This is a genomic window from Photobacterium sp. DNB23_23_1 (assembly GCF_052873815.1).
On record NZ_JBNNXT010000003.1, the window covers coordinates 18,336 to 44,830 of the forward strand.

A 26,495-nucleotide genomic window follows, 5' to 3' on the forward strand; every position below is an offset into this window, starting at 1 on the left:
GTGTTTGATATCGGGTTCTGGGAACTAATACTGATCTCCGTGGTGGGATTGGTTGTACTGGGGCCGGAACGCCTGCCTGTCGCGATCCGTACGGTATCGCGCTGGGTTGGAGCTGCACGTAATATGGCGAACTCGGTCAAGGATGAACTGAACCAGGAGCTCAAGCTTCAGGAACTTCAGGAAAACTTGAAAAAAGCCGAGCAAATGGGGATGAAAGATCTCTCGCCAGAGCTGAGGGATACTGTGGAGGAGCTGAAAAAAGCGGCCTCGGATGTGCAGCGCCCTTATGCCGACAAGAAAGACGAGCAGCCCTCGGCGACGACCTCTCAAAAGCAGGATTAATATAAGTCACTATGTCTACTGTTGAAGATACGCAACCGCTATTCAGCCACTTACTTGAGCTGCGTAACCGTTTGTTGCGTTCCATCCTGAGTGTCATTGTGGTTTTTCTTGGCTTGGTATGGTTTGCCAACGACATCTATGCATTTATGTCCGCTCCCTTGGTAGAACGTCTACCTGAAGGGGCGAGCATGATTGCGACGGATGTGGCATCACCATTCTTTACGCCAATTAAGCTCACATTGGTGACCTCGGTGTTTATCGCCGTGCCGATGATCTTGTATCAGGTTTGGGCTTTCGTGGCACCGGGTCTGTATAAGCATGAGCGCAAGCTGATCATGCCGCTGCTGTTTTCCAGCTCGCTGCTGTTCTATGCTGGCGTGTCTTTTGCTTATTTCGTGGTGTTCCCACTGGTGTTTAGTTTCTTTACCAGTGCCGCCCCTGAAGGGATCACGGTAGCGACAGATATTGCCAGCTACCTCGATTTTGTCTTAGCATTGTTCATGGCATTCGGTATTGCCTTTGAAATTCCGGTCGCCATTATCTTGCTATGTTGGACAGGGGCGACGGATCCGGAAAGCCTGCGTACCAAGCGGCCGTATATCGTTGTTTCTGCCTTTGTGGTGGGTATGATGCTGACACCGCCGGATATGATTTCGCAGACGCTACTGGCTATCCCAATGTGCTTGCTGTTTGAAGTTGGCTTGTTCTTCGCTCGCTTCTATGTGCGTAAGCCAGAAGAAGATGATGCAGCCGAAGAGCAGTAAGGCATCTTATAGCTTGTGTCATAGGCAATAAAAAACCGGCTGAGGCCGGTTTTTTATATCTGGAGCCTGTTATACCAACCTACATAAATATTTGATCAACGACTTATCCAGATTGGTATTAGATCTCGTCACCCCATTTATCAACAATTGATTCAGCCAGTGCTTTGTCTTTCACGAGCAGGCTGAAGTGGTTTTTATTTTGCTCTTCACCACCGTCAACAATCGTTAGGATGTTGCTGTCCTTGGTAACCAACTTGATGTACATATCGTTGTCACCTTCAGGGAAATCAAGAATTAACTCGCTATTCTCGATTCGCCAGCCAATGGTGAAGTCTTCCTCACCCTCTTCAGAAATAACAACGTTCTTGTCCTTGCTAAAGGCCATCGCAGCCAGCATTGGATAAGGTTTGTGATCGGTAGAGTCATCAGAGAGGAAGTACCATGTTTGATCGGCAATCATTGCTTCTGTGATCGCTGGGAACTTAAACTCCTCGTCAGTAATATCAACCCTTGTCCAGAAGTTAAGATCATTCTGTGGGGTAACCGCGAGGCTAGTTTGCTCGGACACATAGATGAACTCTTCGATGCTCTCTTCACCGTCCTCAACATGGACAAGTGAATTGCCTTCGATGGTGTATGCTTCTGTCATCGACGCACCAGTGTCGTCAACGACAGTTAGCGTACCGTCTTGCAAAGTGATCATAAAAATACCCTCGTCTTGCGCATAGTATTTATTCATGCTGACAAAGCTAAGGGTTTGACCTTCAAGGTAATCGTTTAGAGACGCAATGATCGGTTTGCTTTCAACGGTGCCATCGTCATTGATTTCAATGACGATGTCATCGAGCTCGTGACCGTTATTGATGCTGTCTTCGATAACGTTTGCGATGTCATCAGCTGACTCTGACAGCGCTTTAGAATCGTTGTCTGCCAAGCTTGGCGCCAGTTCATTGGTCAGGCTGCGTGCCATTAGGTGGGCTTTCTTAGCGGCATCTGCGCTGCCATCTTGCGCTTTGGCTGCAACATAGTCACCGGCAACCACGGCGGAGTCGAGATTTAACTCTGTCGCCAATGCCTCAACGGTTTTGTTTTGTAGCTTGGCAATCGTGGTAAAAGGTGTCACCACCTCGCTCTGGGCATGTGCAATCAGCTCATAGCTGTTACCCAGTTTTCCTGCTTTATCGCTATCTGCCGTCTGGCCGGCAATCGCTTGGGCGATGACGGCGTATTTCGCATCTTCTGCCTTGATAGTGATAGCGCCATTGCTGTCTGTTAGCCCGACAGCCTCACCACTGTCACATGAGCTATTGCTATTTCGATCCACACATACTTGCGCTTGGGAAAGGTAGCCGTCGATCACTTTGACTTGCTTAGCGGTCGGTTCGACAGGGGTAGAGGGATCGGATGAATCACTGCCACAGCCCGTTAGCGATAGGGCGGCAATCATAGAAGCTGCAATAGCTGAGTATTTAAACTGCATCGTTTTTCCTTAATGCAAAGTGTTGTTGTTATTGTATTTTTCTGTGTCAGCGCTAAAGTGCTCTGAGCGGTGCAGATATATAGAGCTTTTACCTCTTTCATTCAACAACTTATGAGGGTTAACGTGATTAACAGCTCAATAATGCTGCTGCTTGTGTGGTTATATCCCTTTAGGGTATATCTCGGGGCGGTCCGATAAGGTGGCTGAGGGAAGGGGCTGGCGAAACTGGTAATAAAAAAGCCAGCGGGAAAAGCGCTGGCTTTGTGAATTAAAAAATGGCTTTCTGTTAGAAGAAAATGTGCGCCATCATCGCGATAACCGGTAGGGTCACCAAGGTACGCAGGATGAAGATCATGAATAGCTCCCACGGCTTGACCGGGATTTTACTGCCGATCAGTAGCGCACCGATTTCAGACATGTAGATCAGTTGGGTCACCGACATGGCAGCAATCACAAAGCGGGTCAGATCGCTCTCAATGCCCGAGGCCAGAATCGATGGCAGGAACATGTCGGCAAAGCCTACAACGATGGTTTCAGAAGCTGCAGCTGCTTCAGGAATACGCAGTAGCTCCAAAAACGGAATGAACGGTTGGCCCAGCAGGCTAAATACCGGCGTGTTTTCGGCGATGACTAAAGCAATGGTACCGATCGCCATGACCACAGGCAGCACGCCAAAGATCATATCAATCGCATTTTTAACCCCTTCAACTACCATGCTACGCAGGCTCTTTACTTGCGACGCTTTTTCTAGTGCTTGCTCAAGGCCAAAGCCAACCACTGTTTTTCCTTCTGGTAGGGCTTCAATGTCCCCCTTTACTGGCTCACCATCGATATAGCGGTCTTTCTTCCACGATAGCGGTGGCAGGCGAGGGACAATCACTGCGGCAGCTAGGCCAGCCAAGCAGACTGTCATATAGAAGGGGGCAAACATGTGCTCCAGGTTCACCTGAGCAATGACCACGAGGCTGAAAGTAATCGATACCGCGGTGAACGTGGTACCGATAACTGCCGCTTCACGCTCGGTGTAGATTTTGCTTTCGTACTGCTTGCTGGTCATCAGTACGCCGACACTGCCATCACCCAACCATGAAGCAATACAGTTCACTGCCGAACGGCCCGGAAGGTTGAACAGCGGGCGCATAACCCGGGTGAACAGGGCACCAACAAACTCAAGCAAACCAAAGTTAAGCAACAGGGGTAATAGTAAACCGGCAAAAAGGAAAACAGAGAAGAGAACTGGTAAGAGATCATTGAGTACCAGACCACCGGTATCACCGTGGTGGATCATTTCAGGGCCGATGCCGAAATAGGTCATTACGACAAAAATTGCACCCAACTGCTGGACCACGAACCAAGGCAAAGACGGGTTAAGCAGGCCGCTCAAAAAGCTGCTCTCTAGCACCGCTTTTGGCTTTAATAGCTTGGTGGCAATTGATGCGACAGCGGTAAGGGCGATCACAAAGGTCACCATGGCTGGAAGCATATCACCGAATACGGCCTGGACAGATTTAGCCAGGATAGCAATAGGGATTGTCAGTGAATCCTGGTAACTGACAGGTGCCATGAAAAGGAAGACACCGAGAAGTGACGGTAGAGCGAACATGAGCCATGGATTCTTCTTACCGCTTTGGGAAATAACCTGATCCTGCATACTTGGCCTTTAACTGATTGATAAGTTAAGAGTAAATAAACGCTTTATTCTCTTTGGAATAAATATTCACTGATCTTCCATAATCAGGACGGGCAAGATTACCGTTTTTCAGCGTGAAATGGAATTATTTTAGCCAATATATGCGGTTTTATTCATTATTATTCGCTATTGAATGATAGTTATGGTGAAGGATCCTGCTGGTTATTCCTGAGCAATTTGAATGATATGCTGCTATTTGCTGTGCTTCCGTCAACAAAAAAAGAGCTCAAAGAGCTCCTTTTTTTATCGTTCAAATGGACTGATAGACTTTGCATATCAGCGCACCCGTTAAATGCCGTCAATTAACGCATGGTAACGAATTCTTCGCTGCCAGTAGGGTGGATAGCCACAACTGAGTCGAAGTCCGCCTTAGTTGCGCCCATCTTCATCGCGACACCGAAGCCTTGGATCATTTCGTCAACGGTATAGCCGATACCGTGCAGGCCAACCACTTTCTCGTCCGGGCCGGCGCAAACCAGTTTCATTTTGCATGGCTGGCGATGTGCGGTAACTGCGGTATACATGGCAGTAAAGCCCGATTGGTATACCTTGACGTTTGCTTCACCAAACTCGGCAATGGCTTCAGCCTCTGTCTGGCCGATTGTGCCGATTGGCGGGTGGCTGAAGACCACGGTTGGAACCAGCTTGTAGTCCATTTTGGCGTCTGACTTGTTATTGAACAGGCGCTCAGATAGTTGGCGACCGGCCTTAACAGCAACAGGTGTTAGTTCGATACCGCCTTCCATAATGTCACCAACACAGTAGATGCCTTCAACGTTGGTTTGCTGGTACTCGTCAACCTTGATGTAGCCACGGTCATTGGTTTCAACGCCCGTTGCCGCCAGGTTGATCTTGCTGGTTGTCGGGTTGCGGCCGATTGCCCAAATCAGTAAATCGGTATTGTGCGACTCACCGTTTTCGAAATGCAGGGTAACCGAACCATCGGCTTCCTTGACCACTTCTTTTGGTACGCTGTGGGTATGAAGGGTTGGGCCTTCTTTGTCCATGACTTCAACCAGGGTGTCGATGATCATCGGGTCGAAGCTGCGTAGCGGCGACTCTTTACGGACGAACAGGTGAGTATCGGTACCCAGTGCGCTCAGTACGCCGGCAATTTCAACAGCAATGTAACCAGCACCGATAACAGCAGTACGTTTAGGTTGCTCGTTGAGCTCGAAGAAGCCGTTTGAGTCGATACCGTACTCGGCGCCCGGTACGTTCGGGATCGTTGGCTCCCCACCGACGGCGATCAGGATGTGATCTGCAGTGTAGTGCTCGCCGTTTACTTCAATGGTTTTTGCATCGACAAACGTAGCAAAACCATTGATCACATCAATTTTGTTTTTGCCCAGCACGTTGTCGTAAGCGGTGTGGATACGGCTGATGTAAGCTTCACGGCTCTCAACCAGTTTGCCCCAGTCAAAGCTTTTGACATCAACGTCAAAACCGTAGTCTTTGGCGTAAAGGTGCATAGCCTCAGCAATTTGGGCGCCGTGCCACATTACTTTCTTCGGCACGCAACCGACATTGACACAGGTTCCACCCAGTGCCTTGGCTTCGACCAGTGCCACCTTGGCACCGTACATAGCCGCACGGTTTGCCGAGGCAATACCGCCACTGCCGCCGCCGATACAGATGTAATCAAAATGCTTTGCCATGACTTTACTCCACTATTTTTTTGATTTAGTAACAGCTCCTGCTGTGCTTGTCCTAGTGTAATCAAGAATGGGAAGAGTTACGAGAGGGGGGGATCGAGAAAGTTGGAACAAAAACTAGCAGGTATAAAGAAGGCGGATAAACCTCCGCCTTACAAGCTGTTACCGGATAATTTGCGTTTATTCCGGTACAATCCATTCCACTTTGCAGTGGCCGTGGTTTGGTGCGATGGCCTCTTTCAGCCATGGTAAAATGGCTTGCATCTGGCCTTCCAGTTTCCAAGGTGGGTTGATCACGATCATGCCCGATGCGGTCATGCCGCGCTCCTCGGTATCGGGCTCGACACCCAGCTCGATCTGTAAAATCTTGCGGATACCCAGATCTTCCAGACCCTTGAGCATCTTGTCGATATTCTCGCGGTAAACCACCGGGTACCAGATCGCATAGGTGCCGGTCGCCCAGCGCTTATGGCTTTCTTTGATTGCCTTAACCACATCCATGTACTCGTGCTTGAGCTCGTACGGTGGGTCAATCAGTACCACACCCCGGCGCTCTTTCGGTGGCAAGCTGCCTTTTAGGCGGGCAAACGCATCTTCTTTGTAGATGCGTACTTGGCGGTCGCCTCGGAATTCTTGCAGAAGCAGTGGGAAGTCACTCGGGTGCAGCTCGGTCAAGACCATACGGTCTTGCTCGCGGAGTTGGGCGCGGGCAACTTTTGGTGAGCCTGGGTAGTAGCGCAGCTCATCACCTTGGTTCAGTACCTTGATCGCGTCGATATAGCTGGCAATTTCTGCCGGGATATCGTCACGCTGCCAAATCCGGGCAATACCTTGTTTGAACTCACCGGTTTTTTCACTGCGCTCATCCTGAAGATCGTAACGGCCAACACCGGAGTGGGTGTCATGGTAGACGAACGGCTTGTCCTTTTGTTTCAGGGCATCCAGGATCAGGCTCTGGACAATGTGCTTGACCACATCGGCATGGTTGCCGGCATGGAAACTATGGCGGTAGCTCAGCATGGCTGGGATCTCGACAGAATAGGGATAAATTGGGTCAGTATTATCGCCAATTGGCGAGGAATAGCCAGCAACCGTGATGACTTTCATGCTTGAGATGTTAATCCTAGGTTAAAATAAGAGTGCGGCGTTACGATTTAGTGCGATGAAAGGATTGAATTTACGCTGTTCAAGACGCATTTAATAAAGGACAACTAATTTAAGGAATTGCGCATGACTAACCCATTACTGTCGATGACGGATCTACCTCCGTTTTCGCTTATCCAACCCGAACATGTCAAACCTGCTGTCGAGCAGGCGATTGCTGATTGCCGGGCTGCAGTGGAGCAAGTTCTGGCCGCTGATACGGCGCCAAGCTGGGAGACAATCTGCGTGCCGCTATCCGAAACGGATGATCGCCTGAGCCGGATCTGGTCACCTATCGGCCACCTCAACGGAGTGAAAAACAGCAATGAACTGCGCGAAGCTTACGAGAGCTGCCTGCCGATGCTGTCGGATTATGGTACCTGGGTTGGTCAGCACAAGGGCCTGTATGAAGCATTCAAGGCGATTAAAGCCGATGATAGCTTTGCCGAGCTAAGCCAAGCCCAGAAAAAATCTATTACAGATGCGCTAAAAGAGTTTGAATTATCGGGCATTGGCCTGCCAGCCAAAGAGCAGCACCGTTACGGTGAGATCAGCAAGCGCTTGTCTGAGTTGTCATCGACGTTCAGCAATAATGTGTTGGATGCGACCATGGGCTGGAGCAAGCTGGTGAGCGATGAGGCCGAGCTGGGTGGCTTACCGGAGTCGGCGTTGCAGGCAGCCAAGGCCACAGCCGAAGCCAAGGAGCAGGAAGGCTACCTGTTTACCTTAGATATCCCGTCGTACCTGCCGGTGATGACTTACTGCGAAAACCGCGAATTGCGTCAGGAAATGTATGAAGCCTTCGTGACCCGCGCTTCCGACCGTGGGCCGAATGCCGGCAAATGGGACAACAGCGAGATCATTGCCGAGAAGCTCAAGTTGACCCATGAAATTGCCCGCCTGTTAGGTTTCAATACCTACAGCGAGAAATCACTGGCGACCAAAATGGCGGAAACGCCGGAGCAGGTGCTTGGCTTCTTGAATGACTTGGCGAGCCGCGCCAAGCCGCAGGGCGAGCGTGAAGTGGCAGAGCTGCGTGAATATGCCAGTACCGAGTTTGGTGCCGAGCAACTGGAGCCATGGGATTTTTCCTTCTACGCCGAGAAGCTTAAACAGCACCGCTACAGCATTTCTGATGAGCAGCTACGACCTTATTTCCCTGAGCAGAAAGTCGTTGCCGGCTTGTTCGAAGTGCTGAAGCGCGTGTTCGGTATGGCTGTCACAGAACGTACCGGCGTCGATACCTGGCATGAGTCGGTGAAGTTCTACGATATCTTCGATAGTCAAGGTCAATTGCGCGGCAGCTTTTACCTTGATCTCTATGCCCGAGAGCATAAGCGTGGTGGTGCCTGGATGGATGAGTGTATGGTTCGCCGTACCCGTCAGGATGGCAGCCTGCAAACGCCAGTGGCCTACTTGACCTGTAACTTCAACAAGCCGGTTGGCGATAAACCTGCGCTGTTTACCCATGACGAAGTGGTCACCTTGTTCCACGAAACTGGCCACGGTATCCACCATATGCTGACCCAGATCGATGTACCCGCTGTATCGGGTATCAACGGTGTGCCATGGGATGCGGTAGAGCTGCCAAGCCAGTTCCTGGAGAACTGGTGCTGGGAAGAAGAGGCGCTGGCTTTTATCTCCGGCCATTACGAGACCGGTGAGCCATTGCCGAAAGCCATGCTGGACAAGATGTTAGCGGCGAAGAACTTCCAGTCAGCAATGGGGATCCTACGCCAGCTTGAGTTCGGTCTTTTCGACTTCACCCTGTACACCGAGTATGACCCAGAAGTCGGTGCCAAAGTACTGGATACCCTGGCGGATATAAAGACCCGCGTGTCGGTGGTCCCAAGCCCTGAGTTTGGTCGCTTCCCGAACAGTTTCAGTCATATCTTCGCCGGTGGTTATAGCGCTGGTTACTACAGCTACCTGTGGGCCGAGCTACTGTCGTCGGACGCTTACTCGCGCTTCGAGGAGGAGGGGATCTTCAATACCCAGACCGGTGCAGACTTCCTCGATTGCATCCTAGAGCGCGGCGGCAGCGAGGAGCCGATGGATTTGTTCAAGCGTTTCCGTGGTCGTGAGCCGAGCATTGATGCTTTGCTCCGCCACAGCGGCATCACCGGATAATGAGCTGATTGGGCTGGTTATTTCACCCCAGCCCAGCATCGGACATGCTCTGGGGTGAAATCCCTGCGCCGAATCAGCCATTATGCTTGAGTTTTGTTGGTGAAGTTTTTGGTCGTGCTCATTGATGGTTATCAACTCCGCGGCAAAGAAAAACGGTCAGATAATAAAAAAGCACCCCTCAGGGTGCTTTTTTTTGTCAGTGGTGCGGGTTACTCGCTGGCGATGATGGTCAGCGGCCAGCCCATGTCGCTTTGGCGGGTGGCTTCTTGCTGCAGTTCGGCATCGGTCAGCGGGTTGGTAGCCAGCCAACTGGCTGGCAGTGTTAGGCTCAGGGTATTGCCCTGTGTCGTCAGGGTGAACGGCGGCTGGTGGCTGCTGTCACGGCGGTGACACAACATCACGGCCAGGCGCAGCAGACGCAGCAGGCGAGTAGCACTTTGGGCCGACAGGGCGTGTTGCTCTGGTAGGCTGGTCAGGTTCTCGCGGTAGCGGCGTAGCAGTTCACCGATCAGGTGTTTCTGGGCCCGGGTGAAACCGGGTAGGTCACTATGATGGATCAGGTAGGCGGCATGTTCACCGCTTTTCTTGAACTCAATCATGGTGCCAATTTCATGCAGGGCGGTACAGGCATCCAGCAGGTAATGGGCTTGTGACTCCAGGTTCCATTCTGTCTGGCAGCTGCCAAGTAGGGCCCGTGCTGTGTTGCTGACATTGCTGGCATGGACACTGTCGAGCTGGAAGCGGGTCTGCAGACTTTGCAAGGTACGCTCACGGACATTGTTGTGGCGCATCTGGCTCATCATTTCATACACCATGCCTTCGCGCAGTGCGCCACCGGCAAGGGTCATCGACTCGATTCCCAGTGACTCGAAAATCGCGATAAGGATAGACAGTCCGCTAGGGAATACCAAGGCACGCTCGAGGGTCAGCCCCTCGATATCCAGATCTTCCAGGCGCTCATACTGCATGGCCTGGCGTTGCATCCGCTTGAGTTTCTGTAGGGTGATGATTTCATCCATCCCCTGTGCCAGCATGATTTCTTGCAGGGCCTGTACGGTACCGCTGGCACCGACGCAGGTTTGCCAGCCTAAGGTCTGGTATTGCTCGACAATAGGGGCAATAGCTGCTTTGGCCGCCGTGATGGCGGCATCAAAGTTGGCCTCGGTGAGGTAGCGGTCTTTGAAATAGCGCTCAAGCCAGGTCACGCAGCCTATTTTCAGGCTGGTCAGGGCGCTGGCATCAAACCCCTCGCCAATGATCACTTCGGTGCTGGCTCCGCCAATATCGACTACCAGACGTTTGCCACAACCGCCTGAGGTATGGGCAACTCCCTGGTAGATGATCCGGGCTTCTTCTTCGCCTGGAATGATATCAACCGGGTAGCCGAGGATAGTCTCGGCTTTGGAAAGAAAGGCCTCGGCATTGACGGCAGTGCGCAGTGCGGCAGTCCCGACAATACGGATGTTGCTTGCCGGAATATCCTGCAGGCGTTCGGCAAATATGCTGAGGCAGCCCCACCCCCGTTGCATTGCCTCAATACTCAGCTCGCTTTCGCTGTTGAGGCCGGCTGCCAGGCGGACTTTGCGCTTGATCTTGGCCAGGGTCTGGACGGTGCCTGCGACCTCCCTGACAATCCACATGTGGAAGCTGTTAGAGCCAAGGTCAATGGCGGCATACAAGGGCGATACTGTTCTTTCCATAGGCATATCTATCTTTTACTGCTGCTTGTTCTGCGGTGGACGGCGACGGCTGCGCTGGCGCGACTGGCCTTGACGCTGTGAACCACCACCACTGCGACGGTTGCCACCTTGGCGTGGTGAGCGAGGTACGCTAACTGCCGGTGGTAGGTCATCTAGCAAGGCTTCCGAGTCATATTTCGACAGCGGGATAGGGTGCTCGATGTAGGTTTCGATCGCTGGCAGGTTAATGGCATATTGTTCACAGGCAAAGCTGATTGAATGGCCACTGGCGCCAGCACGACCAGTACGGCCGATACGGTGCACGTAATCTTCGGCATCGTCAGGTAGATCGTAGTTGAATACGTGGGTTACCTGTGGAATGTGCAGGCCACGGGCCGCGACATCGGTTGCCACAAGGATATCCACTTCTCCTTGAGTGAACTGCTCCAGAATACGAACGCGCTTCTTCTGCGGGACGTCACCCGTTAGCAAACCAACACGGTGTTTATCAGCCGCTAGGTGAGCCCAGATGTCTTCACAGCGGTGCTTGGTGTTGGCAAAGATGATAGCGCGGTCTGGCCATTCTTCTTCGATCAAGCTCTGAAGCAGGCGCATCTTCTCTTGGTTCGATGGGTAGAATAGTTCTTCCTGGATACGGTGACCGGTCTTCTGCTCTGGCTCGACAACCACACTCTCAGGCGAGTTCATGTGTTCGAAGGCTAGTTCTTTGACGCGGTACGATAGGGTCGCTGAAAACAGCATGTTCAAACGCTCCTGCGGAGCAGGCATGCGACGGAACAAGAAGCGGATGTCCTTGATAAAGCCAAGGTCAAACATACGGTCAGCTTCATCCAGAACCACAGCCTGGATAGAGCGCAGATCGATCACGCGCTGCTTGTAGAAATCAATGATACGGCCACAGGTGCCAATCAAGATATCGACACCGGCTTCGAGGGTTTTCTGTTGTTTCTCGTATGCTTCACCGCCGTAGGCAAGACCTGCTTTTAGGCCGGTGCTTTCAAGCATTGGCTTGGCATCGTTGTAAATCTGGATCGCCAGTTCACGGGTTGGTGCCATAATAATGGCACGAGGATGGTTTTGTTTGCGATCCTCTTTTGCTGGGTTTAGCAGCAGGTAGTTGAAAGTCGCGGTCAGGAAAGCCAGGGTTTTCCCTGTGCCTGTTTGAGCCTGACCAGCAATGTCACGGCCGGAGAGCACTACCGGCAATGCCAGCGCCTGGATAGGCGTACAATTATGGAAGTTATTCGCTTCCAATCCTTGTAAAACCCGAGGGTCTAAACCCAGGTCGGCAAATTTTTGCTCTGTGATGTGAGTCGTCTTCATTCGTATAGAATATCAGCTTAGGGTTGCAATACGAAACGGATTCCATTCAAATAGGACAACGATTTGCTGGTTAAAATCAAATCAGCTAACAAAATCAACCATTGGAGTGGAAGATGAGCGACAAGATTGTGCAGCTGACAGACGCAAGTTTCGATAGCGATGTAATTGCTGCTGCAGGCCCGGTACTAGTCGATTTTTGGGCTGAATGGTGTGGTCCTTGTAAAATGATTGCCCCAATTCTTGATGAAATCGCGGATGAGTACGAAGGTAAGCTGACTATCGGTAAATTGAATATCGACCAAAACGCAGCGACACCACCAAAATTCGGTATCCGTGGTATCCCAACTCTGTTACTGTTCAAGGACGGTAGCGTAGCGGCAACCAAAGTAGGTGCCCTGTCAAAGAGCCAGCTTAAAGAGTTCCTAGACGCGAACCTATAAGCAACTCTGCTTCGAACCGTGCACAATTTCTCGTTGTGCATGGTTTGACTTGCGTCTATGCTAGACGGATGAGATCTTTAGTGCTAACTTATTGCACGTAAATTGTAAATTCGTTCATTCCTTGACCAGCCCCTTTGGTCAGCTTTATCTCAATTAACATAGAACCCCAATTTTGACTGACAAGAAACCCACCACTATGAATCTTACTGAACTGAAGAACCAACCGATTTCAAAGTTGGTTGCGCTTGGCGAAAGCTTAGGACTGGAAAACCTGGCGCGTTTGAGAAAACAAGACATCATCTTTGCGATTCTCAAGCAGCATGCGAAAAGTGGTGAGGACATTTTTGGCGATGGTGTTCTAGAAATCCTTCAAGATGGCTTCGGCTTCCTCCGCTCTGCAGACAGTTCTTACCTCGCCGGTCCAGATGATATCTACGTTTCTCCTAGCCAAATCCGCCGCTTCAACCTTCGCACTGGTGATACCATTGCCGGCAAAATCCGCCCGCCGAAAGACGGTGAGCGTTACTTTGCCCTGTTGAAGGTTAACGAAGTTAACTACGATAAACCTGATAACGCGCGTAACAAGATCCTGTTCGAAAACCTGACGCCACTGCACGCCAATGAGCGTATGCGCATGGAGCGCGGTAACGGTTCAACCGAAGACATCACGGCACGTGTTCTTGATTTGGCTTCGCCAATCGGTAAAGGCCAACGTGGCTTGATTGTTGCTCCGCCAAAAGCGGGTAAGACCATGTTGCTGCAGAATATCGCCCAGAGCATCGCCCACAACCACCCTGAGTGTGAGTTGATGGTATTGCTAATCGATGAGCGTCCGGAAGAAGTAACCGAGATGCAGCGTCTGGTTAAGGGTGAAGTGGTTGCGTCGACCTTTGATGAGCCGGCATCACGCCACGTTCAAGTGGCTGAAATGGTGATTGAGAAAGCCAAGCGTCTGGTTGAGCACAAGAAAGATGTTGTCATCCTGCTTGATTCGATTACCCGTCTGGCGCGTGCTTACAACACCGTTATCCCATCATCAGGTAAAGTACTTACCGGTGGTGTTGATGCCAACGCCCTTCACCGTCCTAAGCGTTTCTTCGGTGCTGCACGTAACGTAGAAGAAGGCGGTAGTCTGACCATCATTGCAACAGCACTGGTTGATACCGGTTCTAAGATGGATGAAGTTATTTACGAAGAATTCAAGGGTACAGGTAACATGGAACTGCACCTGTCTCGTAAGATCGCTGAAAAGCGTGTCTTCCCGGCGATTGACTTCAACCGTTCTGGTACCCGTCGTGAAGAGCTACTGGCGAAGACTGACGAGCTGCAGAAAATGTGGATCTTGCGTAAGATTGTCCACCCAATGGGTGAAACGGACAGCATGGAATTTTTGATCGATAAGTTATCGATGACCAAGACCAACGATGAGTTCTTCAACGCGATGCGTCGCCAGTAGTCCTAATACTGAAGCGCCGTTCTGTCGAACGTCTCACAGTTTTGAAAAACGCCACATCTTGTGGCGTTTTTTATTTTTGATACACTGGTAATCGTAATTGATCGATGTTCAATTGCTAGCTTTGCTAGTCATTGCCCCTCATCGGTCGATATACTGTGTTTGTTATCAAATTGTGACAGCGGATCGGGATGATCCAGATAACCGACAACCCTTTAATCACCAAGGAGGTGACATGCGACTAGGAAGGTGCATGCTGATAGGCTTGCTGGCAACCTCATTGGTTGCGGCTAAGACCACTGCCCAGAGCGTTGAAGTCACGGAGCTGGAGGTCGAGCAGGTCCTGTCTTCCCAACAGGTTCACAATCAGGTGTCGTCTTTGCGCGCCTACTACAACCGCAGTGACTTTGATTCGCTGGAATCTCATCTGACCCAAATCCCTCCCTTGCAGCAGGAAGCCGTGCGCAGCCAGCTGATTGACCACGCAACTGCCTTTGGCGAGCTGGATCAGGCTAAAGCCGACTGGCTCGAAGCGCAGACGGCCCGTATGCCAGCATTTAACGTGGTTGAGCAGGGTGATGGTTATCTGGTGACCAAGTCGGCGTTCCATTACGGCGCGAAAGCACGCAGCCTAGTGATCCGCTGGCAACAGCAGCTGTTAGTTCAGCAGATGATCGAGCAGGCAGAGGGCGGCGAGCTGCAACTATCGCAATGGCTGACCGGTGATATCCATACCCAAACTACCCGGCGCGATATTTTTCTCGCCCAGTTGCCTGAATTATCCGAAATGGCTGTGGACGTGCTGGCCGAGCAATTTACGTCGGACAGCAAACTAGTTTGGTTGCCTGACAATGCTGTGATTGCGGCCGTGGCGGCTGCCTCTGGCGATGAGGGGGTCTACCATTTGTTGTGGCGGCGTCGCAGTGATCAATACAGTCTGGCCGAGCTTAACCGGTTGGCCGAATTGGCACCGCAGCCTACAGCCACCAAGCAGCTGATGGCGGCGACGATTAACCCGACATTGAAGCTTCAGGCTTATCGTGCCCTGATCACGCTTAAGCCTTTGCCTGTAGCGACCAGGGATTTTCTTAGTGACAAACTGAGCGAAGTCGATGATGGCGAACTGGTGGCGGCCGAGCTTGTCCGTAGTGGCTATCTTGACTGGCTCGAGCACCTGGCGTCAGTCAGCCGCAACCAGGTACTTCAGAATAATTTCCGCTCGGCAGTTGCCCAGCTCCCCTAGGCCGGATTTTCCGCTGTCCTAGGGTTAACAAGTCGTTATAATGTTTGATAATGATTATTTGTACCCGGTGTCTGTAACCAGCACCGGGCGCTGGTGTATTTAGGATAGGTAACCGCAAACCGATGAAGTTCAAGGATCTGCGAGAGTTTATTGACTATCTGGAACAGCAGGGCGAGCTCAAGCGTATCTCGCAGCCTGTCGACCCGGATCAGGAGATCACCGAAATTTGTGATCGTACCCTGCGTGCCGGCGGGCCGGCATTGTTGTTCGAAAATCCAGTTGGTTTTGACATGCCGGTACTGGCCAATTTGTTTGGTACTCCGGGCCGTGTTGCCATGGGGATGGGCCGAACCGAAGTCCGCGAGTTACGTGAGGTCGGCAAGTTACTGGCTTATCTGAAAGAACCTGAGCCGCCGAAGGGTTTCCGCGAAGCGCTGGATAAGCTCCCGGTGTTCCGGCAGGTATTGAATATGCCGGTTAAGCGGCTGCGCAGTGCCCCGTGTCAGGACATTGTCTGGCAGGGCGACGACGTCGATTTGGATAAAATTCCGGTGATGAGTTGCTGGCCTGATGATGTGGCACCGCTGCTTACCTGGGGGCTGACCATCACCAAAGGACCCAATAAAAAGCGCCAGAACCTCGGAATTTACCGTCAGCAGAAGATCGGTAAGAACAAGATCATCATGCGTTGGCTGGCCCACCGAGGTGGTGCTCTGGATTTGCGTGACTGGATGGACACCCACCCGGGTGAACGGTTCCCGGTGACGGTGGCCTTCGGCGCCGATCCGGCTACGATTCTTGGGGCGGTGACGCCGATCCCTGATACCTTGTCGGAGTACGCTTTTGCTGGCCTACTGCGCGGGCGTAAAAGCGAAGTGGTCAAGAGCCTGAGCAATGAGCTGGAAGTACCGGCCAGCGCTGAAATCGTGCTTGAAGGTTATATCGACCCGAACGAGTTTGCCGATGAAGGACCATACGGTGACCATACTGGTTACTACAACGAAGTTGAACGCCACCATGTGTTTACGATTACCCATGTGACCATGCGCAAAGATCCTATCTATCACAGCACCTATACCGGCCGTCCGCCTGACGAGCCAGCGGTACTCGGGGTAGCATTGAACGAAGTGTTCGTACCTATCTTGCAAAAGCAGTTCCCAGAGATTGTCGATTTTTACCTGCCGCCTGAAGGGTGTTCCTACCGCATGGCCGTGGTGTCGATGAAGAAGCAGTACCCAGGCCATGCCAAGCGGGTGATGATGGGAGTTTGGTCCTTCCTGCGCCAGTTTATGTACACCAAGTTCGTGATTGTGGTCGATGAAGACGTTGATACCCGTGATTGGGGGAGCGTGGTCGGTGCGATGACCCGAAATATGGATCCGGTACGCGATACCCTCCTGATCGATAACACGCCGATAGATTCGTTGGATTTTGCCTCTCCGGTGGTCGGTCTTGGCTCCAAGATGGGACTGGATGCGACCCGGAAGTGGGAAGCTGAAACCGCCAGTGCGATTGCTTATTCCCGTCCGCAAACCGAGTTGGATCACCTCACTCTGGAACAGGATATCAAGCAGCAGTTTGCTGACGTGATTGATTGCTATCTGCCGCAGACGGCCGAATGTGGCGGTATGGCCATTGTTACCATCAAGAAGGAAAAAGCCGGTCAGGCATTGCAAGTGATGGAGGGGATCTGGGCGCGTTTGTTTGAGCAAGCCGATATCAAGTTCATCATTGTCTGCGACGGGGATGTCGATGCCCGCGACTGGAATGATGTGATTTGGGCGATTACCACCCGGATGGATCCGAGCCGTGATACCCTGATGGTAAACTCAGTTAATGGGCTGGGAGCGAAGGTTGGCTTTGATGCTACCAATAAACTGGCGGGTGAGGCTGCTCGTGAATGGGGAACACCGATTACCAAGTCGGCTGAAGTGGTTGCCCGCATCGATGCCATCTGGGATGAACTGGGGATCCTGAGTTAGTCTTGTTAGTAAGTTCAGCCTGTAACCCAAGTACGTAAATAAAGTTTGATTAGCAAGGTCCGGCTGAAACCGGGCGCGAGAAAATAATATGTACCAAGTCCGCCTGCTGCCTCATGATGTAATGTTTACCATTGACGGTGAACAAACTGTTCTTGAGGCCGCGCTCAACGCAGGCATTGCTTTTCCCAACCGTTGTCAGGTCGGCGCCTGTGCCATGTGTATGTGCCGCAAACAGCAGGGGACGATCCGCTATCAGCTCGAGCCCATGCTCACCGAGAAGGAGCAGGCTGAAGGCTGGATATTTGCGTGTCAGGCAATGGCAAGCAGTGATTTGGTGCTCCAGCTAGATTAGAGGAAGAGAATGTCTATCAAATGCGAAGTAACATCCATTGAGCCGTTAGCCTGTAATACGTTTCGTATCCTGCTGCGCCCAGAGACAAAAATTGATTTCAAAGCGGGTCAGTACCTATTGGCTGTGATGGGTGAGAAGGACAAACGTCCGTTTTCTATCGCTAGCAGCCCGTGCCGTGAAGGCGAGCTGGAGCTGCATATTGGTGCTGCTGAGCACAACGCTTATGCTATCGAGGTGGTGGAGAGCATGAAAGCCGCACTTGCGGCAGGCACATCGATTGAGGTCGAAGCGCCGCACGGCGATGCGTGGGTGCGAGAAGACAGCGACAAGCCGTTGCTGCTGATTGCGGGTGGCACCGGTTTCTCCTATGTTCGCAGCATCTTGGACAACTGCCTGAGCCGCGGCGTCAGCCAGCCGATCTTTGTTTACTGGGGCGGTCGTGATGAATGCCAACTGTATGCGAATGATGAACTGAATGCACTGGCAGAACAGCACGGTAACCTGACGTATGTCCCTGTGGTAGAGACGGCACCCGCCGACTGGCAGGGTAAGGTAGGTAACGTATTGGAGGCGGTCAGCGATGATTTTGTCAGCTTGTCAGCCTATGATATCTACATCTGTGGCCGCTTCGAAATGGCGGGTGCGGCACGCGAGCAGTTTTCGGCCGAGAAAGGCGCCGAGCGCGAGCGCATGTTTGCCGACGCGTATTCGTTTATTTGACGAGAAGCTCGGCTCTTGGGTGAGTGGCTAAAGGCGATCGGAAGAGCAAGAGCTTGGCGGTTAGGCTGTATGAAACAAAATGCCAATAGCCAATAGATAAAACCAAAGGCGAACCCATAAGGTTCGCCTTTGTTGTATGTGACGTTGCTATCTCTATACCGTGTCTTAAGCCCTTGCCATTTCCACCTTGCGTTTGACCCAGGTTTCGTTGAACCAAAGCGAAGCAACAATGATGATCCCGCCGATAGCAAGGCGAAGGTAGTCGACATCGCGGTTCCAGATGACGAGATTGACGATAAGGCCCGCAGGAACCAAGGCATTGTTCATGATCGCCAATGCACCGGCATTGACCAACGTCGCCCCCTTGTTCCATAAGTAATAGCCAAGGCCCGAAGCCACCGTGCCCAAATAGATCAAGATACCCCACTGGGTATTGCTGGTTGGCAGTTGCTCGGTATTACCAAACAGCAGGAACATTGGCAGAGCGACACAAACAGCCCCGAGGTAGAACAGGCCAAACACCGTATGCTGCGGGATGTCTTGCTGTTCTTGCTCCATGAGGCGTTTGTAGCCCACTTGGCCGATGGCAAAGCTCAGGTTGGCCCCTTGGACAATGAGAAAGCCAGTGATGAAGTTCTCGTTGATCCCTTCGAACTTGATCACCGCCGCTCCCAGTACCGCTATCGCGGCAGTGGCCAAATACCAGATCGAAAACCGGCGGTGCAGCATGTCATAGATCAGGGTGACATAAATCGGGGTGAAAATGGTGAACAGCAATACTTCCGGTACGCTCAGGTAGAGGAAGGACTGGTAGTAAAAGCAGTACATGATCCCGAGCTGGAAGGCACCGACAGCCATGATTTTGAGCGCCAGCGAGAGATGGAGGTGTTTGCTTCGCAGGAAGGGCAAGAAGATCAAGGCAGCCAGGCTGACACGGGTGAGCACCGAGAACCAGGCGTCGACCTGACCAGCCAGGTAGACCCCGATCAGGCTAAAGGAAAAGGCCCAGAGCAGGGTAACAGCAGATAAATATCCCATAGTGTTTTTCAGGGGGTGATTGGTTGAATGATGGAGCAAGTGTAGCGAAAAAAAGAGGACGGAAATACAACCAAATTGTACGGTTAACGCCACGGGAGGGTGTTGCAACGGCTACAGGCTTGGTGATCTGACCAAGCCTGTAAGGCGTAATTAGGAAGGTTCACGCAACTATTTGAGAGGGATCATCAGCATGTCGACCGGGGAGCGGTTAATCAGCTGTTTGGCTGAGCTGAGGATTTTGCTCCAGAAGTCTTGGTGATGGCCGCAAACGACCAGCTCGATGTGCATATCGTCGATGGCGTGGCAGATCTCTTCGCTAAGGTCACCGCTGCCGACTAAGGTGTGGGACACCGGGTAGTTGGCCTTGTCGGCCAGTGCTTGAAGTTGTTTCTGGGCTTCGTCTGCCATGCGGTGCTGGGCATCGGACAGGTTGATATCAATCAGGCCGGTATAGAGCTCGGCGTAGTTGACGTCGATATGGATGAGCGACAATTTGGCGTCCAGTGCCTTGGCGAGCTCAGCTGCTTTGCTGACGATGACGTGGCTGTCGTCAGACAGATCGATAGCAACCAGAATATGTTTGTAAGCCATAGTTTTCACTCCTTGACTTAAGGGCTTTGCTTCATGCTAGCACCTAATTTAGGGAAAAAATATTACCGTGATCGCAACTTGTTCGGCCATTTTACGAAATAATTCTAGCAGTGGAATTACTTGAATTTTTGAAGTATTTCAATCTAATTCTCTAGATTGATAAAAAGTTGTCATAGATTCTTTGCCGCATTGCACGATGAGTTGCATTCTTACGTTGGCATTGTGACAATGGTGAAAACAGCGTATTCATACCACCCATTGAGATTGGTATACACTAAAATAGATAGGAGTAGTGCGATGTTAGCTCAAGCAATGGTTGATAAACTCAACGAGCAAATCAACTTAGAGTTCTTTTCTTCCAACCTATACCTGCAGATGAGTGCATGGTGTGAAGACAAGGGCTTTGATGGTGCGGCAGAGTTTTTGCGCAAGCATGCCGTTGAGGAAATGGAACATATGCAGCGATTGTTCACTTACGTTAGTGAAACAGGTGCAATGCCGATCCTTGGCTCCATTGAAGCGCCAAAGCATGAGTTTTCATCGTTGGGTGACGTGTTCCGAGAAACTTACGAACACGAGCAGCTGATCACCGATAAGATCAACAAGCTGGCGCATGTTGCGTTTACTACCCAAGACTACTCGACGTTTAACTTCTTGCAGTGGTATGTGGCAGAGCAACACGAAGAAGAAAAACTGTTCAAAGGCATTATCGATAAGATCGAGTTGGTTGGCGAAGACGGCAAAGCCTTGTTCTTCATTGACAAAGACCTAGCCGCAATGGCGAAAACTGGATCGACATCAATTATGGATTCACCAGCTGGCTAATAAATTCGAGGGGCAGTGATGCCCCCTCACCAAACTATGGCCAGCTGATCCGTCACGTTGTTCGGGGGCTATATTATGAGTGGTGACGCAATTGTACTCGCACTTTTTTTGGTCGCTGTGGTGAATGTGTCTCGCTATGTCAGTACCTTGCGTACTTTGCTAGCGGTCATGCGCGAATGCGACCCTCTTCTTTACCAGCAGGTCGACGGCCGTGGGTTTTTCTCATCCCAAGGCAATGTCACCAAGCAAATCCGGTTATTCCACTATATTCGGAGCCACCAATACCATAATCACCATGATCCGGTGTTTATGGATAAATGCTCGAAGGTGAGGCGGCTATTTATCCTCTCCAGTACTTATCTGATGATATTTTTAGTCTCTATTTTTGTGGTGGCATACCTCGGTATTTAATTCATTATTGATAAAACCAGCGCTATAAAGGACTGGCTACTATGGCCAACGATTAAATATGAAACTAAGTCAGCTAGCCTGTTTTTCTAGGTGGTTGTTATGAAGCGTATTTATCATTGGTGCATTGCAAAGTGGGGGAAACCAAGATTGGATACCCAACGTGGCTTGGTGTTGATGCTCTGTGCTTGCTTGCCGGGGCTTGGCTGTTGGTGACCCGACACCTGTGGACTGTTGCTGAATATTTGGACTTTATTGCTATTTCTATTCGTTGTGTAGGTGGGTAGAATAGCGCCGTTGATAAGGGATGCTGGCCAATTAAGGTTACCGCATCCCTTTTTTATTCGTTTTGCTTGGGTCGTTAACGGTAGAGATATGGCAGAAAAGTTCGATGTAGTAATTATTGGCGCAGGGGCTGCTGGCTTAATGTGTGCGGCCGAGGCGGGCAAGCGTGGACGCTCTGTGCTAGTTGTTGATCACGGCAAAAAACCGGGCCGTAAGATCCTGATCTCTGGCGGTGGCCGTTGTAACTTTACCAACTACGACGTGGTAGCTGGCAACTTCGTTTGCCGTAATCCGCACTTTGTGAAATCGGCTTTGTCCCAATACACCAACTGGGACTTTATCTCGATGATCGCCAAGCATGAGATCGCTTTCGAAGAGCGCGACCACGGCCAGCTATTCTGTGAAGAATCAGCAAAGGAGATTGTGGCCATGCTACTGGCCGAGTGTGACTTGCCGACGGTACAACAGCGCTATCAGGTCGATGTTCACGGTATTTCCAAAACCGAGGGTGGCTTTAGCCTCAAGCTCAATACCGATTTGGTGGAGTGTGAGTCGCTGGTGGTCGCCACCGGCGGCCTGTCGATGCCAAAACTGGGGGCTACCCCGTTTGGCTATCAGGTTGCCGATCAGTTTGGTTTGAAGATGGTGCCGACCACTGCAGGCTTAGTGCCGTTTACCCTGCATAAGGAAGACAAAGAAGCGTTTGCCGAACTATCGGGTATTGCTATCCCAGCGTTAGTCGAAGCCGAAGACGGTACGACTTTCCGTGAAAACCTACTGTTTACCCACCGTGGCCTGTCTGGGCCAGTCATTTTGCAGATCTCCTCCTACTGGACGCCGGGGCAAAAAGTCACGGTTGATTTGTTGCCGGATCTGGGCTTGGAAGAGACCTTGAATACCATGCGTGACAAGCACCCAAACCAGAGTCTGAAAAACTCGCTGTCCCGTTTGCTGCCAAAGCGCTTGATTGAAGTGTTGATCGAGCGTGGTGATCTGGTTGATAAGCCGCTCAAGCAATTCAACCCGAAAGAGATTACGGCGATGGCCAACTACTTCCATCAGTGGACGATTGCCCCGAATGGTACTGAAGGCTATCGAACTGCTGAGGTGACCTTGGGCGGCGTGGATACTGATGAACTGTCATCGAAAACCATGGAAGCTAAAAAAGTGCCGGGTCTGTATTTTGCCGGTGAGGTGATGGATGTCAGTGGTTGGCTGGGGGGATATAACTTCCAATGGGCGTGGAGCTCAGGTTTTGTTGCCGGTCAGCATGCTTAGGTGATACTGCGCGACAAATATCTTAAGCGCTATTTATGATTTGACCACAGCGGTGCATTTGCACCGCTGTGTTTTTTGGCTTGATGCTAGCGTCGATAATTTTTGTTTTAATGATTCCATCGATTGTTGGTTGTTAACCATTGATTTACCCAAGTCATACCATAATTTTACGACTGTAAGTTGGTGGTAAGTTTTTACTAAATTTACTAGCAACCTTCTCTGAAATGCCTATAATCCGCGCACTTTTTATGATTTCCCCATCTCTTAGCGGAGTAGAGCTTAAATGAATAAAATCGCATCAAAAGCGATCGTAATGACCCTTCTTGCGACGTCTCTTTCTGGTTGTATTGGTCAAATGGGCACCTCTCAGCTGGTCACCAAAGCGAACCTGAGTGCGGTGGATAACCGTTATGGTCGTGCTGGCCTGTTTGTACTGCTTAGCCCTATTTACGGTATTGCGGCGACGGCGGATCTCTTCATCTTCAACACCGTTGAATTCTGGACAGGCAAGAATCCAGTCACAGGTAAGTCACCAGCTGTAGCAGATACACCTGTTGATGCGATTTTCAAGGTTAATGACCAGCTAGACCCATCTCTGACTACAGTGCCATTGGCAAGTGTTCAGAACAGCGATATTGAAGCAGCAAGCTTCCGCCAGGTGGATGCGCGCACGCTGGAAATGAATGTGGTTTACCAAAGTGGTGAGCAGGCAGTGCTTCGCGGTGAGCGTGCCGGCGATGATGTGAACTTCTACCTTGATGGTGAATTTATTACAGCTGTCAGCGTGGCTGAGCTGAGCCAGTACGCGAACAACCAAGCGTAATCATCTGGCTGGTTGGATGGTAGAAAATCGGGAGCCATGGGCTCCCGGTTTTGTTTCTGGGTTTTCTTATCGTTGTATTTTAGGGTTGGGTGACCGGTTGTAGCCCTTGCCAGAGGATCTGGAATGCCCCTTGTTGGTATTGTGTCTGCTGACCCAGTTCAGGTTGCTCGATAAACAGCTGGGCTGTGCTCAGGAAGTGTTGGCGAAAAAAGCTGAGGACCAGCGGCACCGGTAAGGGAGCTAGCTGCCCTTGGCGTTGCGCTTGTTCGACCCTTTCACCAATGAAGCCCATGGTCGTTAGCATTAGATCTTGGTGGCGGCTTATAGGGTAGGCTGGGTCGTGGTTGAGCTGGAGCATCAGTTTGAGTTGGTTGGGATGGGTTACCGCCCACTCCAACGCTCGGCTCCATAGCTGCTGAAGTTGATCTTCTAATGCTGTGGTATCGGGCGGGGCGGATAATACCTGGGCCAAATCTTGCTTGGCCTCAAGGTACAGGGTATCTACCAAGTCTTGTTTGTTGGCAAAGTGGTGGAACAGGGTGCCAGTGGCGACCCCCGCCTTACGAGCAATGCTGGCGGTCGATGTTGCCTGTACCCCGTTGGCAACAAACAGGGCCAGTGCGTTATCAAGTAATTGCTGTCTTTTCATTGTGCTCCTGCTTGCACTGTATTTTTAGCGCATAAAGAAAGCCAACATCAGCTTTTGCCACCAGCGATTATAAGGGGGTTTGATCAGCCCTGTGGTGGAGAACTTATGCTGTTTCAGCACTGTTTTGGCCTTAGAGAAGGTAAGGAAGCCTTCTTTGCCGTGGTAATGCCCCATTCCGGACGGGCCAATACCTCCAAACGGGGCATCATCGGCCGCTACTTGCAACAGGGTTTCGTTGATTGCCATCCCGCCTGATATCGTTCCGTCACGGACCTGCTGTTGGGCGGCTGGATCCTGGCTCATTAAATACAGTGCCAGTGGGCGCGAACGTTGCTTAATAAAATCCATGGCATCGGCCAGCTTATTGTATTCAACAACTGGTAGCAGCGGGCCGAAAATTTCTTCCTGCATGACTGTTGCCTGCGCTGGAACATGGCTGAGCAGGTGGGGGACCAACCGGTGGTGAGCATCGCTGCGCGCTTTCTCGTGGCACGGAAAGACATTGGCCCCGAGCTGCTTGGCCTCGTCAAGCCACTGGCACAGACGTTGGTATTGGCGGTCGTTGATCACTGAGGCAAAATCCGGATTGTCCACCCCACCAGGATAATGGCGGTTGAATTGTTCGATAAAGCTGTCGATAAAGGCTTGGGCTTGCCCTTTGGGCACCAGAATATAGTCGGGGGCAACACAGATCTGCCCGGCATTCATGCATTTACCGAATAATGTTCGTTCTACTGCCAAGGCGATAGACATGTCTTGCGCGACAATGACCGGCGATTTTCCTCCCAACTCGAGGGTCACAGGTGTCAGGTTATCGGCAGCAGATCGCATTACATGGTGGCCGATAGCGGTAGAGCCGGTAAACAGCAGGTGGTCAAACGGCAGCTGGGTGAAGTGGGCTGCGGCATCAGCCTCGCCCTCGAACACCGCCACGTGATCGGACTGGAAGGTTTCCTCAATGAGAGTACGGAGCACCTGATTGGTGGCAGGGGTAAATTCGCTCAGTTTGATCATCGCCCGGTTGCCTGCGGCCAAAGCTGAAATCAACGGCCCGAGGCTGAGCATCACCGGGAAGTTCCACGGCACGACGATACCCACTACACCGACCGGTTGGTAGTGGACGGCGACCTTGGCGGGGAAGAGCATCAATCCGGCATGGCGTTTGGATGGTTTCATCCAGCCTTTGAGTTTTTTCAGGGTGTAGTTGATGTTATTGATGCAGGGGACAATATCGGCGACAAGGGAGTCTTGGCAGTGACGCTGGCCATAATCCTTGGCCAGAGCTTGGCAGAGCGTCTCCCGGTGCTGTTTGATGGCGCGCTTGAGGGCGGTTAGCTGGCTTTTACGTTCGTCAAGAGAAGGCATGGCTGCTTCTCTGAAGGCCTCTTGCTGGGCGGTAAGCGTGCGGTCCATGTCGGTGCAGTATGCTGGCTGGATCTGGGTATTCTCGGCCACAGTCATCGGTGGGTCTCCCTATCAATAAAACCGACTAGTCAGTCGGTTTTAGTATAGAAGACTTTCCCTGACGCGGCGCTGGAAATTCCCTTTATTATTTTTTGTGGCCACTTTTATCGGCGTGGAACACTTCAATAAAGGCATTAAAGTATTGTTGTAACTGCTCGGCATCTTGGTTGAAGCCTGTGGTTTCGAGCAAGGCGATCCCGGCTTCGCAGGTACACAGGTTGCCTGCTTGTTGATTACGGCGCAAGGCGTAAGCCGAATCGCCCTTTGGGGTGAACGCTATACGCGGCAAGCTAGCCAGCCACGGGCTGCGGCGGATCATCTTGCGCGCTTCCTGCCAGGTGGCATCGATCAGGATAAATAGTGCTGTTTTGCCGTCACTGGATTGGTATGGCACCGCAGGCATGTTGTCATCACCAGGGAACAGCAACCACGGTTGGTACTGGGGATCGGCTAGCATATCCAGCAGCGCTTGCGGAGGGGTGACTCGATCCCATATTTGGCGTAGGCAGTGGGGCAGGCTGCGCTCCATCAACTGGCCAGTGTTGGTGTCTTTGCCCATTTCCTTTGGGTGGGTGAGCAAGACAAAAGCATGCGAACAGGCCAGAGTCGGCTCGGCATCACAGATGCAATTGTGGTGAAAGCCGCAGCGTGGGCAGGGTGTGGTCATGATGGTCAGTCTGGCCTAAGGGTTATGCCACGGAGTGTGGCATAACCGAA

General features: G+C 51.5%; 25 protein-coding genes. 14 read left to right on the forward strand and 11 right to left on the reverse strand.

The annotated features are described in order from the left end of the window. A complete protein-coding gene (tatB, locus tag ACVA53_RS02970; protein WP_255044776.1) occupies positions 1-342 on the forward strand; it encodes a Sec-independent protein translocase protein TatB in 342 nt (113 codons plus the stop codon). An 11-nt stretch (positions 343-353) separates the two neighbouring features. After that, on the forward strand, positions 354-1,106 hold the full coding sequence (gene tatC, locus ACVA53_RS02975; RefSeq protein ID WP_255044777.1) for a Sec-independent protein translocase subunit TatC: 753 nt from the start codon (positions 354-356) through the stop codon (positions 1,104-1,106). Between the two features lie 118 nt (positions 1,107-1,224). Here tatC and ACVA53_RS02980 read toward each other — a convergent pair whose 3' ends face one another. The 4 genes from ACVA53_RS02980 to ACVA53_RS02995 all read right to left on the reverse strand — a co-directional run bounded on the left by ACVA53_RS02980 (position 1,225) and on the right by ACVA53_RS02995 (position 6,951). Then, the gene (locus ACVA53_RS02980) at positions 1,225-2,586 is read right to left on the reverse strand and encodes a hypothetical protein (RefSeq protein WP_446504466.1); all 1,362 of its coding nucleotides are present in this window, start codon (positions 2,584-2,586) and stop codon (positions 1,225-1,227) included. Between the two features lie 286 nt (positions 2,587-2,872). Further along, on the reverse strand, positions 2,873-4,237 hold the full coding sequence (locus ACVA53_RS02985; RefSeq protein WP_255040243.1) for a YjiH family protein: 1,365 nt from the start codon (positions 4,235-4,237) through the stop codon (positions 2,873-2,875). A gap of 341 nt (positions 4,238-4,578) precedes the next feature. Next, positions 4,579-5,934 (reverse strand): glutathione-disulfide reductase, encoded by a 1,356-nt coding sequence (gorA, locus tag ACVA53_RS02990; RefSeq protein ID WP_446504467.1) that lies wholly within the window; start codon positions 5,932-5,934, stop codon positions 4,579-4,581. A 177-nt stretch (positions 5,935-6,111) separates the two neighbouring features. Continuing rightward, positions 6,112-6,951 carry a 23S rRNA (adenine(2030)-N(6))-methyltransferase RlmJ gene (locus ACVA53_RS02995; protein ID WP_255040417.1) on the reverse strand — a complete coding sequence of 280 codons (840 nt, stop codon included), beginning with the start codon at positions 6,949-6,951 and terminating at the stop codon, positions 6,112-6,114. 210 nt (positions 6,952-7,161) lie between these two features. Here ACVA53_RS02995 and prlC point away from each other — a divergent pair, with 210 nt between their 5' ends. Beyond that, positions 7,162-9,204 (forward strand): oligopeptidase A, encoded by a 2,043-nt coding sequence (gene prlC / locus ACVA53_RS03000; protein WP_446504468.1) that lies wholly within the window; start codon positions 7,162-7,164, stop codon positions 9,202-9,204. Between the two features lie 209 nt (positions 9,205-9,413). On the opposite strand, the gene gppA is transcribed toward prlC, so the two are convergent. Both gppA and rhlB read right to left on the reverse strand, forming a co-directional pair. Beyond that, positions 9,414-10,904 carry a guanosine-5'-triphosphate,3'-diphosphate diphosphatase gene (gene gppA / locus ACVA53_RS03005; protein ID WP_255040246.1) on the reverse strand — a complete coding sequence of 497 codons (1,491 nt, stop codon included), beginning with the start codon at positions 10,902-10,904 and terminating at the stop codon, positions 9,414-9,416. A 15-nt stretch (positions 10,905-10,919) separates the two neighbouring features. Then, positions 10,920-12,227 (reverse strand): ATP-dependent RNA helicase RhlB, encoded by a 1,308-nt coding sequence (rhlB, locus tag ACVA53_RS03010; RefSeq protein ID WP_255040247.1) that lies wholly within the window; start codon positions 12,225-12,227, stop codon positions 10,920-10,922. A 113-nt stretch (positions 12,228-12,340) separates the two neighbouring features. Between rhlB and trxA the strand changes: the two genes are divergently transcribed. The 6 genes from trxA (at position 12,341) to fre (ending at position 18,417) form a co-directional block, all read left to right on the forward strand. Next, positions 12,341-12,667, forward strand: coding sequence for a thioredoxin TrxA (trxA, locus tag ACVA53_RS03015; RefSeq protein WP_107349672.1), 327 nt, complete (start codon positions 12,341-12,343; stop codon positions 12,665-12,667). A 196-nt stretch (positions 12,668-12,863) separates the two neighbouring features. After that, positions 12,864-14,123, forward strand: a complete 1,260-nt coding sequence (gene rho, locus ACVA53_RS03020; RefSeq protein ID WP_255040248.1) for a transcription termination factor Rho — start codon at positions 12,864-12,866, stop codon at positions 14,121-14,123. 232 nt (positions 14,124-14,355) lie between these two features. Then, the gene (locus ACVA53_RS03025) at positions 14,356-15,363 is read left to right on the forward strand and encodes a hypothetical protein (RefSeq protein WP_255040249.1); all 1,008 of its coding nucleotides are present in this window, start codon (positions 14,356-14,358) and stop codon (positions 15,361-15,363) included. A gap of 122 nt (positions 15,364-15,485) precedes the next feature. Beyond that, positions 15,486-17,345 carry a 4-hydroxy-3-polyprenylbenzoate decarboxylase gene (gene ubiD / locus ACVA53_RS03030; protein ID WP_446504469.1) on the forward strand — a complete coding sequence of 620 codons (1,860 nt, stop codon included), beginning with the start codon at positions 15,486-15,488 and terminating at the stop codon, positions 17,343-17,345. A gap of 88 nt (positions 17,346-17,433) precedes the next feature. Then, entirely contained in the window at positions 17,434-17,697 is a 264-nt protein-coding gene (locus ACVA53_RS03035) for a 2Fe-2S iron-sulfur cluster-binding protein (protein ID WP_255040251.1), read from the forward strand. A 9-nt stretch (positions 17,698-17,706) separates the two neighbouring features. Beyond that, complete coding sequence (fre, locus tag ACVA53_RS03040) at positions 17,707-18,417, forward strand: NAD(P)H-flavin reductase (protein WP_446504470.1); 711 nt, start codon at positions 17,707-17,709, stop codon at positions 18,415-18,417. 165 nt (positions 18,418-18,582) lie between these two features. Here the strand turns inward: fre and ACVA53_RS03045 are convergent, their stop codons facing one another. Further along, positions 18,583-19,455, reverse strand: a complete 873-nt coding sequence (locus tag ACVA53_RS03045) for a carboxylate/amino acid/amine transporter (RefSeq protein WP_255040253.1) — start codon at positions 19,453-19,455, stop codon at positions 18,583-18,585. A 168-nt stretch (positions 19,456-19,623) separates the two neighbouring features. Beyond that, positions 19,624-20,046 (reverse strand): universal stress protein, encoded by a 423-nt coding sequence (locus ACVA53_RS03050; protein WP_255040254.1) that lies wholly within the window; start codon positions 20,044-20,046, stop codon positions 19,624-19,626. 297 nt (positions 20,047-20,343) lie between these two features. Between ACVA53_RS03050 and ftnA the strand changes: the two genes are divergently transcribed. The 5 genes from ftnA to ACVA53_RS03075 all read left to right on the forward strand — a co-directional run bounded on the left by ftnA (position 20,344) and on the right by ACVA53_RS03075 (position 23,665). Then, the gene (ftnA, locus tag ACVA53_RS03055; RefSeq protein ID WP_255040255.1) at positions 20,344-20,871 is read left to right on the forward strand and encodes a non-heme ferritin; all 528 of its coding nucleotides are present in this window, start codon (positions 20,344-20,346) and stop codon (positions 20,869-20,871) included. Between the two features lie 72 nt (positions 20,872-20,943). After that, on the forward strand, positions 20,944-21,282 hold the full coding sequence (gene uspB / locus ACVA53_RS03060; RefSeq protein ID WP_446504524.1) for a universal stress protein UspB: 339 nt from the start codon (positions 20,944-20,946) through the stop codon (positions 21,280-21,282). 131 nt (positions 21,283-21,413) lie between these two features. Further along, a complete protein-coding gene (locus tag ACVA53_RS03065; RefSeq protein ID WP_255040256.1) occupies positions 21,414-21,566 on the forward strand; it encodes a hypothetical protein in 153 nt (50 codons plus the stop codon). Positions 21,567-21,654: 88 nt separating this feature from the next. Next, positions 21,655-22,842, forward strand: a complete 1,188-nt coding sequence (locus tag ACVA53_RS03070; RefSeq protein WP_446504471.1) for an NAD(P)/FAD-dependent oxidoreductase — start codon at positions 21,655-21,657, stop codon at positions 22,840-22,842. A 283-nt stretch (positions 22,843-23,125) separates the two neighbouring features. Then, positions 23,126-23,665: a DUF3332 domain-containing protein gene (locus ACVA53_RS03075; protein ID WP_255040258.1), complete on the forward strand. Its 540-nt coding sequence runs from the start codon at positions 23,126-23,128 to the stop codon at positions 23,663-23,665. A 79-nt stretch (positions 23,666-23,744) separates the two neighbouring features. Here the strand turns inward: ACVA53_RS03075 and ACVA53_RS03080 are convergent, their stop codons facing one another. From ACVA53_RS03080 to ACVA53_RS03090, 3 genes are all read right to left on the reverse strand, one after another. Then, positions 23,745-24,314, reverse strand: a complete 570-nt coding sequence (locus ACVA53_RS03080; protein ID WP_255040259.1) for a TetR/AcrR family transcriptional regulator — start codon at positions 24,312-24,314, stop codon at positions 23,745-23,747. Positions 24,315-24,338: 24 nt separating this feature from the next. Further along, a complete protein-coding gene (locus ACVA53_RS03085) occupies positions 24,339-25,769 on the reverse strand; it encodes a coniferyl aldehyde dehydrogenase (RefSeq protein WP_446504525.1) in 1,431 nt (476 codons plus the stop codon). A gap of 94 nt (positions 25,770-25,863) precedes the next feature. Further along, positions 25,864-26,445, reverse strand: coding sequence for a tRNA-uridine aminocarboxypropyltransferase (locus ACVA53_RS03090; protein ID WP_446504472.1), 582 nt, complete (start codon positions 26,443-26,445; stop codon positions 25,864-25,866). Positions 26,446-26,495: the final 50 nt, after the last annotated feature.